General features: G+C 34.8%; 15 protein-coding genes and 2 pseudogenes. 12 read left to right on the top strand and 5 right to left on the bottom strand.

Annotation, left to right across the window (positions count from 1 at the left end):
• Positions 1-235 precede the first annotated feature (235 nt).
• Positions 236-514: a helix-turn-helix domain-containing protein gene (locus B5X53_RS17645; protein ID WP_394341607.1), complete on the bottom strand. Its 279-nt coding sequence runs from the start codon at positions 512-514 to the stop codon at positions 236-238.
• Between the two features lie 252 nt (positions 515-766).
• Positions 767-1645, bottom strand: a complete 879-nt coding sequence (locus B5X53_RS17650; protein ID WP_232764079.1) for an RteC domain-containing protein — start codon at positions 1643-1645, stop codon at positions 767-769.
• 239 nt (positions 1646-1884) lie between these two features.
• Here B5X53_RS17650 and B5X53_RS17655 point away from each other — a divergent pair, with 239 nt between their 5' ends.
• The 3 genes from B5X53_RS17655 (at position 1885) to B5X53_RS17665 (ending at position 5108) form a co-directional block, all read left to right on the top strand.
• Positions 1885-2265 carry a DUF7793 family protein gene (locus tag B5X53_RS17655; RefSeq protein WP_079714536.1) on the top strand — a complete coding sequence of 127 codons (381 nt, stop codon included), beginning with the start codon at positions 1885-1887 and terminating at the stop codon, positions 2263-2265.
• An 11-nt stretch (positions 2266-2276) separates the two neighbouring features.
• On the top strand, positions 2277-3188 hold the full coding sequence (locus B5X53_RS17660) for a helix-turn-helix domain-containing protein (protein ID WP_079714537.1): 912 nt from the start codon (positions 2277-2279) through the stop codon (positions 3186-3188).
• A 462-nt stretch (positions 3189-3650) separates the two neighbouring features.
• Positions 3651-5108, top strand: a complete 1458-nt coding sequence (locus tag B5X53_RS17665) for a glycosyltransferase family 2 protein (protein ID WP_079714538.1) — start codon at positions 3651-3653, stop codon at positions 5106-5108.
• A 200-nt stretch (positions 5109-5308) separates the two neighbouring features.
• Here the strand turns inward: B5X53_RS17665 and B5X53_RS17670 are convergent, their stop codons facing one another.
• The 3 genes from B5X53_RS17670 to B5X53_RS17680 are packed head-to-tail and all read right to left on the bottom strand — an operon-like array spanning position 5309 to position 7123.
• Positions 5309-5782, bottom strand: a complete 474-nt coding sequence (locus B5X53_RS17670; protein ID WP_079714539.1) for a hypothetical protein — start codon at positions 5780-5782, stop codon at positions 5309-5311.
• A 48-nt stretch (positions 5783-5830) separates the two neighbouring features.
• Positions 5831-6628 (bottom strand): tetratricopeptide repeat protein, encoded by a 798-nt coding sequence (locus B5X53_RS17675; RefSeq protein WP_079714540.1) that lies wholly within the window; start codon positions 6626-6628, stop codon positions 5831-5833.
• A 3-nt stretch (positions 6629-6631) separates the two neighbouring features.
• The gene (locus tag B5X53_RS17680) at positions 6632-7123 is read right to left on the bottom strand and encodes a hypothetical protein (RefSeq protein WP_079714541.1); all 492 of its coding nucleotides are present in this window, start codon (positions 7121-7123) and stop codon (positions 6632-6634) included.
• Positions 7124-7606: 483 nt separating this feature from the next.
• On the opposite strand from B5X53_RS17680, the gene B5X53_RS17685 reads away from it, so the two are divergent.
• From B5X53_RS17685 to B5X53_RS17735, 9 genes and pseudogenes are all read left to right on the top strand, one after another.
• Positions 7607-8182 carry a Crp/Fnr family transcriptional regulator gene (locus tag B5X53_RS17685; RefSeq protein ID WP_079714542.1) on the top strand — a complete coding sequence of 192 codons (576 nt, stop codon included), beginning with the start codon at positions 7607-7609 and terminating at the stop codon, positions 8180-8182.
• 62 nt (positions 8183-8244) lie between these two features.
• On the top strand, positions 8245-8688 hold the full coding sequence (locus B5X53_RS17690; RefSeq protein WP_079714543.1) for a methyltransferase family protein: 444 nt from the start codon (positions 8245-8247) through the stop codon (positions 8686-8688).
• A 43-nt stretch (positions 8689-8731) separates the two neighbouring features.
• Positions 8732-9202, top strand: coding sequence for an OsmC family protein (locus B5X53_RS17695; RefSeq protein WP_198550726.1), 471 nt, complete (start codon positions 8732-8734; stop codon positions 9200-9202).
• A 103-nt stretch (positions 9203-9305) separates the two neighbouring features.
• On the top strand, positions 9306-10370 hold the full coding sequence (locus B5X53_RS17700) for a glycoside hydrolase family 43 protein (protein WP_079714544.1): 1065 nt from the start codon (positions 9306-9308) through the stop codon (positions 10368-10370).
• A gap of 292 nt (positions 10371-10662) precedes the next feature.
• A complete protein-coding gene (locus B5X53_RS17705) occupies positions 10663-11028 on the top strand; it encodes a DUF2200 domain-containing protein (protein ID WP_079714545.1) in 366 nt (121 codons plus the stop codon).
• A 285-nt stretch (positions 11029-11313) separates the two neighbouring features.
• Positions 11314-11787 (top strand): transcription termination/antitermination protein NusG, encoded by a 474-nt coding sequence (gene nusG, locus B5X53_RS17710; RefSeq protein ID WP_079714546.1) that lies wholly within the window; start codon positions 11314-11316, stop codon positions 11785-11787.
• A gap of 1143 nt (positions 11788-12930) precedes the next feature.
• On the top strand, positions 12931-14115 hold the full coding sequence (locus tag B5X53_RS17715) for a hypothetical protein (RefSeq protein WP_159447912.1): 1185 nt from the start codon (positions 12931-12933) through the stop codon (positions 14113-14115).
• A gap of 226 nt (positions 14116-14341) precedes the next feature.
• Positions 14342-14470 (top strand): annotated as a pseudogene (locus B5X53_RS19735) (IS256 family transposase); the annotation flags it as partial.
• 799 nt (positions 14471-15269) lie between these two features.
• Positions 15270-16966 (top strand): annotated as a pseudogene (locus B5X53_RS17735) (hypothetical protein); the annotation flags it as partial.

Genomic DNA, 16966 nt, shown 5'->3' on the forward strand with positions numbered 1-16966 from the left:
AAACTGGCGGACTGCGCCTCTACAATACCGTACCTAACGGTCTCCTATGCGGATAATGAAACTTTTAGATTAGAGCCTCTTGACATCGTAATAGCACGAGAGGTTCGGTGATGGGGGGGAAAGGTGCTTAATATATTAAGTAACTCGCTGGCTACCTACTCTACATCAAGACAGGTGAAGAGACTTGGAGAAAACTCCCTTTGTCTACTCGGCACTAAAAAGAATCAAAACCATTTTATAGGCCTAAATTTAGTATACGATTCTTCTCCATTACTTTTTGGACTTCTCCTGGATCGTAATAAATAATACGTCCAATTTTGATATAGGGAAGTGTGCCGTTTAATCGTAAATTCTGAAGTGTCCCTGGACTGATTTGTAAATAGTCCATAACTTCAGAAGATCTTAAGTACTTTTTTATTCTAGCTGATTTCTGTTGTTTAAGCAGCTGTTTAATGTCTCTGAGTAGCTCCATTTTAAAATCCTGAAGATCGTCTCGGGTAATAGGTGTTGACATAATAGAACAGTTTTTTGGCTGGGAGTATAGCAATTATAGTTCCTGGCCCGGTTAAATAATAATTGTTCTATAAAAATGAGAATGTTTCGTGAAAATAATTCCCCATATTCTTCGTAGTACGAAAAACTTTAACATTTAACCACATTCAATAAGAATTGTTGAAATTAAGGATCAGGTGTTATGAAATTAGCCTTAAAATGCAATAGAAATAATGTATTACCGGTTTTTTGTAGTAAGGATGTACTTCGAAAATTATTTGTCCTCTCTGCGCATTTTGGCTTCCAGGTTAATAGCAATTTCAAGGAGGTATTTTGCCCGCGGATCTTTTCGGGCTTTCATTTCCCTGTAGGTTTTATAAAAATTATCAAATTTGATATTAAAAACATCTTCAAAGACAGAGAATAAGGTCTTGAGATCTGCAGTTCCATGGTTAATGTCTCCTGCATGGTATAGGGCATAAATTACTTCTGCCAGTGAAATTTTACAGCCCGACCATACGAGTAAATTCGGTTGACGTTTCCGAAAATTACTGTTGCTACCGGGTTGAATCAATTCTAGTTTCTCCCTAATATAATGGATATACCGGTAAAGGGCTTGCACCTTGGACCATAACATATCGTGAGTAGTCGAAAACTCGGGGTTCTGATAATAATTTATAACGGGACTAAAGGAAAAATCCATCCCCCCTTTTCGGCTAAAAAATTCGAAGTCGAGGTAATTTTTGTTTTGTTCCATATAATTCACAAAACTGTGGTTGGCGGAAAAGAACTTATTAATTTTCTTAATTTCTTTTTCTAAATAACGAACTTTATGAGAATCACCAGCCTTGGGCAACATTAGTTCACAGGATCGAACTTCCGTGAAATAAATCAGGTAACTCATTGGGATGGGTTTGATATTTTTGAAAAACTCAATCTCCGTCTGGGTATCCTCAAAGTCTTCTTTATCAACCTGTTTTTGAAGTTTTGATAAGGTTTGGATGCACAACCTTATCCCGTCATCAGCCATCTTCAGCTCGGTTTTCCCCGAATGAATTAAGCGTTCGAGGTTTTCACTAAATGTCTCCATGTCCTTTTCAAACATACTTGTAGTAAATGAAAATAAATAAAATCGTTGTTGGGCTATTTTCAAGTTTGGTTTGTTTAAGGAATTGGTACTGGGTAAATCCTCATCTGTCATTAAATTAACTCAAATTCTATCAGTTAGCTATTCGAAAAAATAAAAAAAAAGCCAAAAATTAATGAAATTCACAAGTTCACTGTTGGAATGTATAAGTATTTCTGAGCTTTATCTTTTATATTTGAGTGGAATAAGCTGGTTTTTCCAGGTATTCGCTTATAAATCCCTACTTAACGAAAATCCCCCCTTTGATGTTTGAAGGTAAGTATGGTAAATATTGTATTGTTGATGGCATTCTATTCGTAGATTATAAGGAGGATCTAATTTTCACTTTAAAAGTAGCAAAAAGGATTGTTCAAGAGCGAATGGGATTTCAGCATAACAAGGAATACCCCGTTTGTTGTAAGCTTTCCGGTAGGATTGATTCTCAGTCAGAAGCCAGGCACTACCTTGCTCAGGAAGGTGCTCTTTTTATAAAAGCTTTAGCATTTCATGCTACCTCTCCCGTTACTATCCGGCTTACCGAATTCTATATTCAAACTCTAAATCACCAAATACCAATTCGAGTATTCAAGGATAGAAACCAGGCAATACAATTTTTAAAACCATACAGCCAAAGAAGTATTAATTAAAACCTACAATTATGGAACGTGTATTTAATAGGACAAATTTACGTGGTATATACCGTATGCTTACCGAAATGGCCAAAGGTAATTTTGCCTATCAAATAAAAAGAACTCACCACAGGGATGAGCTCGAAGGACTCAATGCTTATGTAAATCAAACGGCAGAAGAACTACGCAGGAAGCGACATCAATTTTTGTTGCTTAACCGGCAAACTGAAATTATGATGATTCGTACAGCCACTTTTTTATTAAATGAAAATTTAAAGGTGGTGGATTATAGTTATAAACATCCTGATAATATTGAAATTGCCCCCAGTACTATTATAAACAATCCATTTTATGAATTGTTAATCAAAAAATCTCAAGATAGGTGGACCAAAAAAATAACGGAGTTCTTAGAAGGAAATGAACAATCTTTTAATATTACCCTGGAATATCATTTTGATGAACTTTTAAAAATTGATTTACATACCGTAGTCTCGAGGTTAACTGGTATGAGGAATGAGAAATATATTGTGACATCTTATCTTATGGATACCACGAAGGATTTTTTCTTAGAGCTTCCTGAGAATTCTGAAATAAAAACCTATTCTAGATGGGATCAAAAACTATTTCATGAAATCCATATCTATATTATGCATCATTTGGAAGAACCTCCAAAAACATTAGACCAGTTAGCAGGGCTCTTTAATACCAATAAATATAAAATAAAAACCGGTTTCAAAGAGATTTTTGGTTGTACACCCACGCAGTACTACAACAAGCAGCGGATTCGGAAATGTAAAATACTCATAGAAAATACAGATCTTTCCTTAACTGAAATTTCAATTAAGATGGGTTTTAGTTCCTATCCCCATTTTTCAAAGAGTTTTACAAAGGCCACTCATTTAACTCCTAGGTTCTACAAAAAAATAACTCGTAATTCATAAAAAATATTTTGGTTCTCGGTCTGTTAAGCTTATCTGGTCTTATGCAAAATATTTCTTTACGGCTTATAGAAGCTAGAATAATTAAGCCATTAAGATGCTCTTTTCAAGGTCGAAATCAGCGTATTGTTGAAATTGCCTATATCTCTGTCAAAGCCTGGAGGACCTGGAAGCCATGAATAAGTCAATTGTAGTTAAATAATATAATTGATACTGCTGTGAACTTTGAATAATTGGCAGGGTAATTTCCTTAAAAGATTTCCAATTTGATGTAGACTTTATCCACAACTTTCCCATAATAATCCCATTTTCATCTACAGAGGAGATTGTCAATAGTCTCATTTTCAATAGTGAGGGCTCCGGGTACAGATGTTGCTATTCCCTACTGGAATTATTCCAGCACTATTTAGGTTCTCATTTTACAAGGAATCGTAAAGAAGGTTTTAAACTATAAATTTTATAAAAATGATGACTTCGAACTTTAATTATTCCTCTGCTGCTTCGGCAAAAGATTTTAAAATTAATAGTACCAGCTTACAAGCAGAAAATTTAGCTGCTACAGAAGAAGATTCAGTTAATTACAGGAAAGCAACATTTACCAAAAGGCACCTGTTCATCTTAGCTTCAACATTTCTGCTTCTTATTGGAGGAGCTTTTTCTTTCTATCTTTTACAAGCTGAATTTAAAGCGGTAAATATGAATAGAATGAATACCCTGGGCGGTATTATTCTACTTATTATCAGTGGATTTTTATTAGTATTCAGACTTGGATTTTTAACTTATATAGCAAGGTTATTCTTTAAGTATAAACCCGTAAATTCTGTAACCGATACAGAATTACCTTCCTGTACTGTAATTGTACCGGCTTATAATGAAGGTAAACTGGTTTATTCAACTTTAGAGAGTTTGGTGAATAGTAAATATCCGGCTCAGAAATTACAAGTTATTGCTATTGATGACGGTAGTAAAGATGATACCTGGGAATGGATGAAAAAAGCCAAAGAACAATGGGGAGACCGCATTGCAATATATCAGCAACCCAAAAACCAGGGTAAAAGACATGCGCTGTATCGTGGATTTAACCTTGGCACAGGAGAGGTTTTCGTAACGGTTGATAGTGATTCTATTGTAGAAAAGGATACTTTACGCAACCTGGTTTCTCCTTTTGTAACCAATGAAGATTGTGGTGCAGTGGCAGGAAATGTTCGTGTTTTAAACAATGAAAAAGCGATTATCCCTCGAATGCTTAATGTAAGTTTTGTATTTAGTTTTGAGTTTATTCGCTCTGCACAAAGTGCACTGGGATCTGTATTATGTACCCCGGGTGCTTTAGCCGCTTATCGTGCGACTGCTGTAAAAAACTGCCTTCCCGAATGGATAAATCAAACCTTTATGGGTAAACCTACAGATATTGGTGAAGATCGTGCGATGACCAATATGATCTTAAAACAGGGTTTCCATGTTTTATTTCAGCGTAATGCTTATGTGCTTACTAACATTCCGGAAAAATTCAGCAGTTTACATAAAATGTTTACCCGTTGGGAAAGAAGTAATGTGCGTGAAAACCTAATGATGTCTAAATTCGCGTTTAAGACGTTTAGAGCGGGCTCAAAATCAGGGCCTCGTATTTTATTACTAAATCAATGGATGAAAATGTTAACTACTTATCCGTTACTGTTAATAATGTTGATTTTACTGGTAGCACATCCGGTACTGTTTATTACTTCAGCGCTATTAAGTATTCTGATATTTTCAACTCTTCCGGCATTTTTCTATGCTAAAAAGTATAATATAGCTGAATCTTTCTGGATATATTCCTATAGTATTTTCTATACGTTTGGCTTGTTCTGGATTACACCTTACGCTATGGCAACTGCCAGTAAAAGAGGGTGGTTAACCCGGGAATTACCACAAAAGAAATAGGTGGTTTTTTAAAACGTATAAGATTTTTAAAGAAGCTGTTTGAAAAATTATAATCTCATCTCACCTGAAATTTCGGGCTTCGAGAAAAGGTTTTGAATTTTCAAACAGCTTTTTGTTTTTGAAACCTTATGAATGGGGGTTCAACTTAAGGCAAAAGCTTTGAGAATATTTCCAGAGAAAAGCATCGGTTTCTCTGTCATTTAAAATGATAAAGCCAGCCCAAGCCCTTGCTGATTTCCAATGAATTTAAAGGTGACCGGTACTAAAGGATTAGGTTGTGATGAATTTACCTGATTAATTCTTTCTGCCGCCTGATGCGCCTGATTATTAGCTCTGATAGAAATGGGTATGGCCACACCAATAAAAGCTGCTCCAACTCCTGCTAAAACCCAGGGGGCATCTCCGCCAGCCACCGCTGCACCTATTGGAATTCCTACAAAACTCCCGCCTATACTTCCCAGGATAGTGGAAATGGTATTGTTTTTTCGTGCTTTCTTAATTAAACGTGTGGCCTGTTCATCGGCGATCATAAGTTTTTGCATTCCTTTAAAATCCAGGGTCTTATTGTTCATAGTAAACTTATAACCCAGAAAAACTTTTTCAGCTTCAATCTCCTGGGCGGAAACTGAGGTTATTCCTATAAGTAAGAAAAGTAATAAACTAAGTATTTTCATTTTGCAGTATTTAGATTGATTAATTTTTAAAGTGATTTTTCTGTGAGTTTATTTGAATCGTTTTTGTAGCAGTTCAATATCTTCTTTATATACCTCGTTTAAATATTCATTATAGCCATCATTCCTTTTATAACTGTAATATTTCTGCGCTAAATCTGCGTGTATTTCAGCGTTTTTTAAATCTTGTTTTTCCAGATATATTTTTGCTAATCCTAATTGTGCTTCAACCGTATATTTTGATTGCTCAAGTGCTTTCTGATAAAAAGCGATAGCCTCAGCCGGTTTATTCATTTTATATTCACAAATTCCTGCGTACACGTATGCCTGAATATCTACCCAGTCTGCCCCTTGGGTTTCTATACTTTTTTCGAAATAAGCTTTTGCCTTTTCATAATCTTTTAAGCCGAAATACGATTCTCCCCTCAAAAAATTGATGTCTTCACCCCAGGGTGCATCAACAAAATTAGGAGTTAAGGGGTCCAGCCGAGTGAAATCTTTTAAGGCGCCATTAAAATCTCTTAAAAACCGAAGTTTCATGTAACCTCGGTAACCCAGGTGTACCTTTGGGTTTAGGTCTACAGCCTGGTCAAGCAGTTCAAATCCTTTTTTATATTCACCTCTTTTATTAAACGCCACAGACTGCTCAAAATAAATTTCATCATTTTCCGGATCCTGGAATTTTAAAATTTCGAAGAGATTTTGAGATAGAAAACTTCCCTGGAGATGGGCTGCGACATTAAAGCGTTTTTCCGCCGGGGAAAACAACATGAAATAAATAATAAAAACAGAATAAAGTGTAAGCAGGGAAGCGACAACCAATTTGAGAATTTTAAAGAATCTTTTCATCTGCTAAAATATATCTACGATCTTATTATTCCTGATTTTGAAATTTAATACGTAGTAACTGTCGAAAACCTTATTTTCTTTAGGAGAATTCCAATTCTGTAGTAATAGTACAGCAGATTTTATTCTTTCAATATTTTCGCTATTAACTTTCATTTCTTTCAAATCTAAATCGGTTGATTTATAGCGAAACCTGCCAGCATCCCCATTACAATTCACGATAAAACGAGCTGTTACTAAGCCCTGATTTTTAAAATTTAAACTTTCCAGCTCATTGAGAATTTCTTTTTTTATTGCTTTTTTCCCTCCTTTATAATCTGTGTCCAGATTGTAATACTGAAATATTTTATCCTCATCGCAAACCTGAAAATCACCATCCTGTTGTTCATCTACGGCAAGATCACCAACTCGTTTCCCAGAAAGATAATACAGCCATCCGGTTAGAATTAATGCAATTACTAAGCTTGCGAATAAGAAAAGGTTGGTTTTACTCTTCAATTTTGAAATTTAAAGCAGATTTATAAAAAATGCCATGTAGATGATAGAATTGAATAACTTAAGTTTTAATTGAAGCTTGGCCGGAAATTGATGCTTTTAACTATGAGTAAAATAATAAAATGCTTTTCCAAATAAATAGCCCATTTGTAAAATTATAATAGAAATGATGCATCCTGCTGTAATCAACCATAGCATCTTATTCCTTTTATCCGATATTTTGAATTTGGCAACAAGAGCGTGGGAAGTATTTTTCATATAATGATTTCTGGTTATAGCTTATTGGTATAATATTTCAAGAATTTGTTACAGTTTTGAATGGCTGGTGTTATGTTTCTGTTGATAAAAGCCAATATCATAAAGGTTATTATGATTTTATAAATTAAAGTTGGAACGAAATAATTAATTGAATTCCTGACTGATAAGGTAAATTGCTGGATTTGATTATTTTTAGTATTCAGAATAATTCGTGGAAGTAATTCAGATATGTTAGCAGGAATCATAAAATCTATCAGGAAATTCACCGATTTAAGCGAACAGGAAATTTCTGAGTTTATCGAAATGGCTAGAATTGAAAGTTACAAGCCGAAATCCCATTTTATAAGGGCAGGTCAAATCCCTACTAAATTTGGAATTGTAATTAGCGGATTGTTCCGTTATGTTTATATCTCGCAAGAAGGTAAGGAATTTACAAAGGTATTTATGCCCGAGGGAAGTTTTATCAGTTCCTATTCTGCAATGATCGCACAAACAGCTTCTCATTTCTTTATTGAAGCCATAGAAGAATCAGAGGTTTTAGTCATTTCTTACCCTAACTGGCAAAAATTAAAATCACAAAATCCCCAATGGAATTTACTTCTGCTTAAATTATTGGAAAAAGGATATTCGGTAAAAGAGAAGAGGGAACGGGAATTCTTGTTACTGGATGCTGAAAGCAGGTACCGCATATTTCTTGAAGAATACCCAGAGCTGGAAAAAAGGGTGAAGCAACATATGATTGCCTCTTATTTGGGCATCACCCCAATAGCTTTAAGCCGTATAAGAAAAAATATGGGCGCATAAACCTATGTTAATGTAAGGGACTTTTTTGCGGTATACCTTTACGAAAACTAAACATTCGGGGTATGAAAAAACTAATTCCACCATTTCTTTTTCTAATTTGTATCATCTTTATGGTAGTGCTCAGAAATGTAATCGTAATCCAGGAAATTATGCCACAGCCATATAATTACCTCGGGATCATCTTAATCCTGTTAGGGTTAATTATGACTATAAAAGTTAGAAAATTATTCAATAAAATAGAAACCGAAATCCACACCTTCAAAAAACCACGAAAACTGGTTACAAATGGACTTTTTAAATTCAGCAGAAATCCAATTTATCTCGGTTTTTTAATAAGTTTACTTGGAGTTTGGGTCTTATTAGGAACATTGATTCCAATACTTGGCTGTCTACTTTTTATTTTGGTCACAAATTACTGGTACATTTCATTTGAAGAAAGAGAAATGGAAAAACAGTTTGGTACAAAATATAGAGCATATAAGTCCAAAGTAAATCGGTGGATATAATCAGCCGTAATTCATTTGTATAAATAGTAAGTCAATATTTTAAATGAAAAAACATCAATACGAACTAAGCGTGGAATGGACGGGTAACCAAGGTAATGGAACCCTAAATTACAAGTCATACAATCGTGATCATAGCATTTCAGCTGAAGGAAAATATACTGAAATAATGGCTTCGGCAGAGCCGGCCTTCCTGGGAGATAAAACAAAATATAACCCGGAGGATTTATTTTTATCTTCGATAGCGGCCTGTCATATGCTTTGGTATTTGCATCTATGTTCCAAACATAAAATTGTAGTAATAGCCTATTTGGATAATGCAACAGGAGTTATGGAAGAAGCGGCCAACGGAAGCGGAAAGTTTACAAAAGTATGTCTTAATCCTAAAGTGAAAGTAGCAGAACAAAGTATGATTACCAAAGCGACTGAATTGCACAAAGAAGCAGGTAAAATGTGTTTTATTGCTAATTCCTGTAATTTTGATATTGAACATAATCCCACTACAACTACAGATTAAAAATTGCTGAAACTTATACAGGATTATCTTCAAAGATTTTTAAGTGTAAAATACACAATTAAAATATTATTTTTAAATTGAGGAAAATTTAAATCTAAATAGAATGCGATATTCCTTTATGCCAATATTAAAAGTTTTAGGAGTTTTAAACCTTATTTTTATAATGTGTTCCTGTGGTTCTTCAAAAACTGGAAATGAGGAAATAAAAAGCTTGCAATTTGATAATCCACTGGCCGAGCAAAGGGCAGATCCTTTTGTTACTAAAGCTGAAGACGGCTATTATTATTTTATAGCAACCGTTCCTGAATATGACCGAATTGAAATTCGTAAATCAAAAACTATCAATGGGATAAAGGAAGCTGAGCCGGTAATTGTATGGCGTAAACACGATAAAGGTGTAATGGGTAATCATATATGGGCTCCGGAACTGCACCGAATAGACGGAAAATGGTATGTGTATTTCGCAGCCGGTTCAGCAGAAGAAAAATGGAAAATAAGAATGTATGCGTTATCAAATCCTTCGGCCGATCCTACTAAAGGGGAATGGAAAGAAGAAGGCCAGGTGGTTAGTAACAGGGACGATTTTTCCCTGGATGCGACAAGTTTTGAACTGGACGGCCAACGGTATATGATCTGGACTGACAGGGCTTCAGATACTATAATGAATACCGGATTGTATATTGCTGAAATGACCAGTCCAACTACTCTGGCAGATAAACAAGTGGTGATTTCACAGCCTACGCACGACTGGGAAATTCAGGGGCACAGGGTGAATGAAGCTCCTGCGGTACTCGTGCGTCACGGAAAAGTATTTGTAACATTTTCTGCCAGTGCCACGGATGCCAATTATTCAATAGGATTAATGTGGGCCGATACTGACGCCGATCTTATTGATCCAAATTCCTGGCATAAATTACCAGAACCGGTATTTTACAGTAATCCCGGTCTGGAGCGTTTCGGCCCGGGTCATAATAGTTTTACAAAAGCTTCAGATGGAGAGACAGATGTAATGATTTATCACGCCCGTAATTATAAAGAAATTGAAGGAGAACCTCTGTACGATCCCAATCGTCACACCCGGGCAAGAGTTTTAAAGTGGAAAGATGGGATGCCCTATTTTGGCCAGGAGTTAAGTGATAAAGAAATGAGTATGACTATAGAAAATTAAACACAATTAAGGATTCAGAATATTATACTCAGGGAAATGTTTTTAAATAGTCATCCAGTACCTAAATTGTAGCGTATTGAAAATAGTGGAGATTAAACTCATCCGCCTTATCTTACTAGAAGGTTTAGAATGTTGCAGGTAAACTTTTATTACGAGCTCTCAATTTATTCTGCTCGTCAGTTTTTAATTGTTTTCTAAATCTTTATTTTATATGGATCAATAATTTTATAACTTAAACTGTTTTTCCGTATAGCTTAAATATTAGCAAAGAGGAAGTAATAAAAGTTAGGTTATGAAAACAACACCAAAGCACAACGAGCGAATGGCAAAGATGACTTTTGCTTCGGTCTATCCGCATTATCTTACAAAGGTGGAAAAGAAAGCCCGAAGTGAGGAAGAATTACAGCAGGTTATTGAGTGGTTAACCGGTTATGATGAAAAAAAGCAAAAGAAACTTATTGAAGAGAAAGTAAGCTTCGAAACTTTTTTTGAGAGAGCAAATTTGAATCCGAATGCTCATCTCATTACCGGGGTAATTTGCGGTTACCGTGTAGAGGAAATCGACAATCCGTTAACTCAAAAAGTAAGGTATTTAGACAAGTTGGTAGACGAACTGGCCAAAGGGAAACAGATGGAGAAGATTCTGAGAAGTAATTGAGACACTTTTTACCACCTGGTACTATAATAATCCCGTTAGGTAAGTGTTTTTGATTAATACTGACAGTTCAACTTTTCTAAAAAAAGGGGGGCACTCACACTTTCCCTGGCATTTTAAAAATAACTGACTATGCCTGAATGCTTCATAAATTGATTCTAATTTGAAGTGGTGCTAAGGCTTATTCTTACTCAAAATCTTTGTAATTTTGATTTCACTAACTAATAATTCAATCTAAAATTTCTTCAATACACCCTACTGCGAAGAGATGACAAAAAAATCTTAGCTATGGCGTGGTACGTTTTATACACCAAACCCAGGATGGAAAAAAGAGTGGCCGACGATTTGGAACAAATAGGAATAGAGATCTATTGCCCGCTAATCACTGAAGTAAAACAATGGAGTGACCGTAAAAAGAAAATTAAAACCCCGCTCTTTAAGTCTTATGTTTTTATAAAACTGGAGGAAAAAAAACGTAACCGGGTTTTTGAGGTACCCGGCGTGGTTCGGTATTTATTCTGGTTGGGTAAACCGGCTATTGTAAGAGATGAAGAAATTAAGGTAATACGCGAATGGCTGGAGGAAGATAAGGTTGAAGACGCTAAAGTAGAACATCTTAGCGCCGGAGATAAAATCACCATTAAAAACGGGGCCTTTAAACAGCATGAAGCCATTATTCGTGATATAGGAAAAAGAAAAATGCGCCTCGTTTTACCCCATCTGGGGTTTACGGTAGAAGTCCAAACCAAAGAGGTTATTTAGATAGAAATTATTAAAGGTGCCTACTTAAAATTACTTTTCAAACCCGCATAATCAAAAAAGACAGGAAATTCCTCAAAGGAAAACCCTCAAGAATTCTCCGATCATATACGCGGCCCTAATTATAGAAATAACCGGCAGAAATAAATAGTTTGATTTTGATTGTCAAGAGCGGTAATAGCAAATTAAAGACAGGAAAGATTTCTCGCAACCTTGCAATATTAGCTAACATGAATAATTACCTAAATCACCTATGCTCTTTACTTTAAGTAAATCAAGGGAGTCACAGGCATATCGATTTTGAGATAGCAACCGGTATCTGGACATCGCAATGTTTTAAAAGGAATTAGTCGATGAAGCAATTTCTTATTATTAAAAAAATATATGATTAATTAAAAAACAACATAGAATATGGAACTTTATACTGGTTACCATTCTTTTATATATAAAAATGGAAATTTGAAGATAATGGAAATGTTCAGACTTGTGTGATTTAGAGAAAGAATGCCTGAGTTAAGGTGGTTTAACTCTAAGGAAGTAGAAGAAATTAAAGCTGAGGTTCAGAAGAACTAAAAGAGATATGTTTGATTGGTGGCAAAGGTGATTACAAGGGGATTAAAACGTATCGATTAAGAAAGATCTTTAGTGATTCAATAGTATAGGTATTTTTCAACATTCTATATAATTGTATATCGGATGTATAATTATTGAATTCTTACTTAGCAATATTGAGGTTAGATTGTAACAGAAAGGGTGAAAAAGGTACTAATTGCTTAAAAGTTATGAATTAGGTAAGTGATTTTCACGAAATGAAGATTACTAATAAATTATTAACAAATGAATTTTTTGTGGGGAAAAAAAGGATATTGTTTTATTTTCAGTTTTTTGATATTTAGTTGGTTTAATGGTTCAGCAAGAGAATATGAGGGCTTAACTATTGAAGAAATAGATAGTATAAGAAGCGTTAGGCTTACTGGTAACAGTATTTGGGAAAACGATATGGAAACCTCTATGCTATGGAATTTTAAGCTTTTAGAGGCTTCAACAGAACTGGGATATAAGAAAGGAATTACTTATGTATATTTTGATATTGGAAACCTTTTATGCAACATTGGGCAATTTAATGAAGCCTTAGAGTATATCTCCTTGCTGGAAAAATCGGATTATTATAATAATTGTACTTGTAAATTATTAAATGCAGAAATTTCAAATTTAAAAGGACGAATTTTTATAGGACTCGGCTATCATAGCTTTGCCTTAGAGAATTTAAATGAAGGCATAGAGCACCTTAAAAGTGATACTACCCAAAGCAGCATGATAGGTAAGTTGTATTTGAACAAAGCAGCGGCTTATTCCGGGATGGGGGAAATTGATTCTCTTTTCTTTTCACAAAAGCGGGCATTAAAATATTCTCCAATAACTATGAATTACGTACTAATGGGTAGGTGGTATCTTACATACGATAAGAAAATAGACTCAGCAAAGTATTTTCTTGAGATAGCCCAAAATAAATTAGATGAATCGGTTTCAAGGTATCAGGAATCTATTTATTTGAGAAATGTTGCTTATTATAATAAAGTTATAGGTGATTTTGAAGAAGCTTTGTGTTATTATAATAAAGCTCTGGATATTTCTTTAGAAATAAACCGTAATAAAGAAGTATTAAAGACTTATAGAAATCTGGCTGGTATTTATAGCGACATCGGTGATGCAGAGAAATCGAATAGCTACTATAATAAGTTTTTAACCTTAAGTGATAGTGTGACCAACAGCAAAAATAAAATTAGGGATATTGCGGCCAGGAAATTTATTCACCAACAGGAGGAAACCTATAATAAGAAAAAATATCAATGGCTTACAATCAGCTTGTGCGCTGGTATTTTTTTAGTTGGTGGAAGTGTATTATCACGAAAATATATTCGATCGAAATATAAAAAATCTGTTAAAGAAAATAATGATAAGCTTCAAGAGATTAACTCTTTAGTAAATCAAAAGAAGCTTGAAGAGGTGGAGTTAAAAGCAAAATCAGAAAATAATCTTCGAGAACTTTGTGAATTGGCAAAGAGGAATGACGAATCTTTTTTACCTGAGTTCAGAAAGCACTATCCCAACCTAAGTAATAAAATACAGGTATTAAATCCCAAAATAACAAAAAGTGATTTTATTTTACTAGCCTTGATTTGGTTAAATTTTTCTTCAAAGGATATTGCCCGTTATACTTTTGTTCAGCATAAAACTGTACAGATAAAAAAGTATAGGTTGCGTAAGAAGTTGGACCTCTCTAAAGGTACTGATTTATACCAATGGTTACAGGATTTGAACCAAAAATAATTTAAAGATTAAGGGTAATCTGATTAAAAAGACTTATCAAGAATTAACCGTTGTAACTTAGTATTTTTAAGCTTAAATTAAATGAAAATTTAGAGGACTAACTCATAAACTTTGTAAATAGAAAAATAACAGGGGTGGCGACCCCTGTTATTTTTTTTGTATAATTCAAATTTTACACAGTATGGAAGAAGATTTATTTAGCGATGAATTTTTGAAGCAGTTCTAAATCGGTGACGAGTTCAATGGCTTTTTAAAACAACTGCCGAAACGTGGCATTGAGAAAATGCTCCGAGGGGAATTGGAGGGGCATTTAGGCTTTAACAAGTGCCAAAAGTCCGATAATCCCAATACCCGCAGATGAGGCGGTGATGAAATCGGTATTTGGCTACAGGGGAAGTCACTAAAAAGTTGATGCCTATCAGGAACTGGGACATTATCTTAAATCAGTTTTTTACCATCTATAGAAAAAATCAGACTTTAAAAAGTTTAACCCCTGTTATTTTAACTTTACACACTTTGCAGGATAGTGTTAAAGTTGAGCTTTGGGCTATCCTTATTAATTTCGAGAGTCGAATACCGCTGGATTATTTTCAATTCTAGTAAATTTTTATTGTCCCATCTTTTACAACATGTTTGTGTTTGGGGAGGTTTTTACTGGCCTAATGATTAGAAAACTAATAAACAATAGTTTTAATTTTTTGATGAATTCATCACTCCATTTAATCCTTTCTTTTAAATATAATTCCTTTCAGTTTCTGTTTTTTAACCGGGTTCATTTTTGTTAAATATTTTTTTAGAGAATCTAGATCGTTTTAAAAATTAGAGCAAATTTATGTAGGTAACTAATTTAAGTTTTTATTCAAAGGTTTTAATTATTATTATTTTGATATTGGTTATCCTTTATCTCTATTATTATACTTTCCTATCTCTGATTTTTAATTTTTTAGAAATGTTGAATATAAGCAATACGCTTGTTTTATATGTTGCTGAAAAAGAATGGGTTGTATTCCGTATTGTATTTTGTAGTACTTATGTAATATCCCTTTTAGCAGTTTTTTACGATTTGTTTATAGATTTTCGCGAAAATTAACTGGCCTCCACCTTTTATCTTCTTTAAAATTTGATGGTGGTTTTAATTAGAAAAGGTAAAATCTATGAAAAAATTATTACTCTTATCCCTTATTTTTATTGGTTTTTCTGTAAATGCCCAAGTGGGCATAGGAACCGATATGCCCAATCCTTCCAGTCAGTTAGAAATAGTAGCTAATGATAGAGGGATATTAATACCTCAAGTCTCACTTCTAAGCATAACAGACCAGACAACAATTACCAACGGCAATGTAGAAAGTTTATTGGTTTTCAATACCTCTACTACTGAAGCTTTAACTCCAGGTTACTATTATTGGTATAATGGAAGCTGGAAAAGAATTTCCTCTTCTAATAATTCAAATCCAAATATTCCGGAAAATATAGTAATATGGAATTCTGAAAATGAAGAGTTCGTGTATTTAAACGAAGAAGGTGACAATGTACGAATAGATCTAGGGGAAATTGCAAACGAAAATATTACTACTCTTGTTGATAATATAGATGGTACTTACACCTACACCAGTGAAGATAATACGGTTACTACAATAAATGTTCCTGCCGATGTTATAGGTAATATTAATAATAACGGAAATATCTATGAGAGGATTATTGACCTTATAAAAGCTAATACCTTTAATACAAAAATAACCGATAATGGTAATGGAACTTTCACCCATACGGCAGTAGATGGCACCGAGGTTATTTTCGATGCCAACACCACCAATCTATTGGACAATGGCGATGGTACTTATGATTTGACCAATGCCGATGGTAATACGATCAACATCAACACCAATGCCGATAGCAACGCCTACGACAACACCAATAGCGGTCTTACCGCTGGAAACGTACAGGATGCTTTGGATGAGATCCAGGATAACCTTGACAACACATCAGATATTTTAGTTGACAATACCGATGGAACCTATACTCATACTGCTGTAGATGGCACCGAGGTTATCATCGATGCCAACACTACCAGTGTAAGTGAAGTCGATGGTGTTTATACTTTTACCGATGGTAATGGGGATGCCATTACCAGCATAGATACCAATGCTGATGCGATTAACTTTGATAATTCAACAAATGGGTTTACCTCAGATAATGTACAGGCAGCCCTGGAAGAAGTGCAGGCTAGTTTGGACGATACTGATACCGGTTTAGAGAATATCGACCTTACTGATAATGGCGATGGTACTTTTACTTATTCCGACGCTGCAGGGACTGCTATAGATTTTGATGCCAACACCACGAGTTATGCTCAGGATGGAGCAGGGAACTACACCTTCACCAATCACAATGGGGAGAGTATGACAGTTACCGTAATTGATGATGTTGTTGCAAATATTCAGAATGAAGGAGCTATTTACAATGAGATCATCAACATTCTTGGTGATGAGACCGATGCCTTTGTGGATAATCGTAATGGAACTTTCACCCATACGGCAGTAGATGGCACCGAGGTTATTTTCGATGCGAACACCACCAATCTATTAGACAATGGCGATGGCACTTACGATTTGACCAATGCCGATGGTAATACGATCAACATCAATACCAATGCCGATAGCAACGCCTACGATAACACCAATAGTGGTCTTACCGCTGGTAACGTTCAAGATGCTTTGGATGAGATCCAGGACAACCTTGACAACACATCAGATATTTTAGTTGATAATACGGATGGAACCTACACTCATACTGCAGTAGATGGTACCGAGGTTATCATCGATGCCAACACTACCAGTGTGACCGAGAATGC

This window comes from Salegentibacter salinarum (genome assembly GCF_900168115.1).
Taxonomy (GTDB): Bacteria; Bacteroidota; Bacteroidia; order Flavobacteriales; family Flavobacteriaceae; genus Salegentibacter; species Salegentibacter salinarum.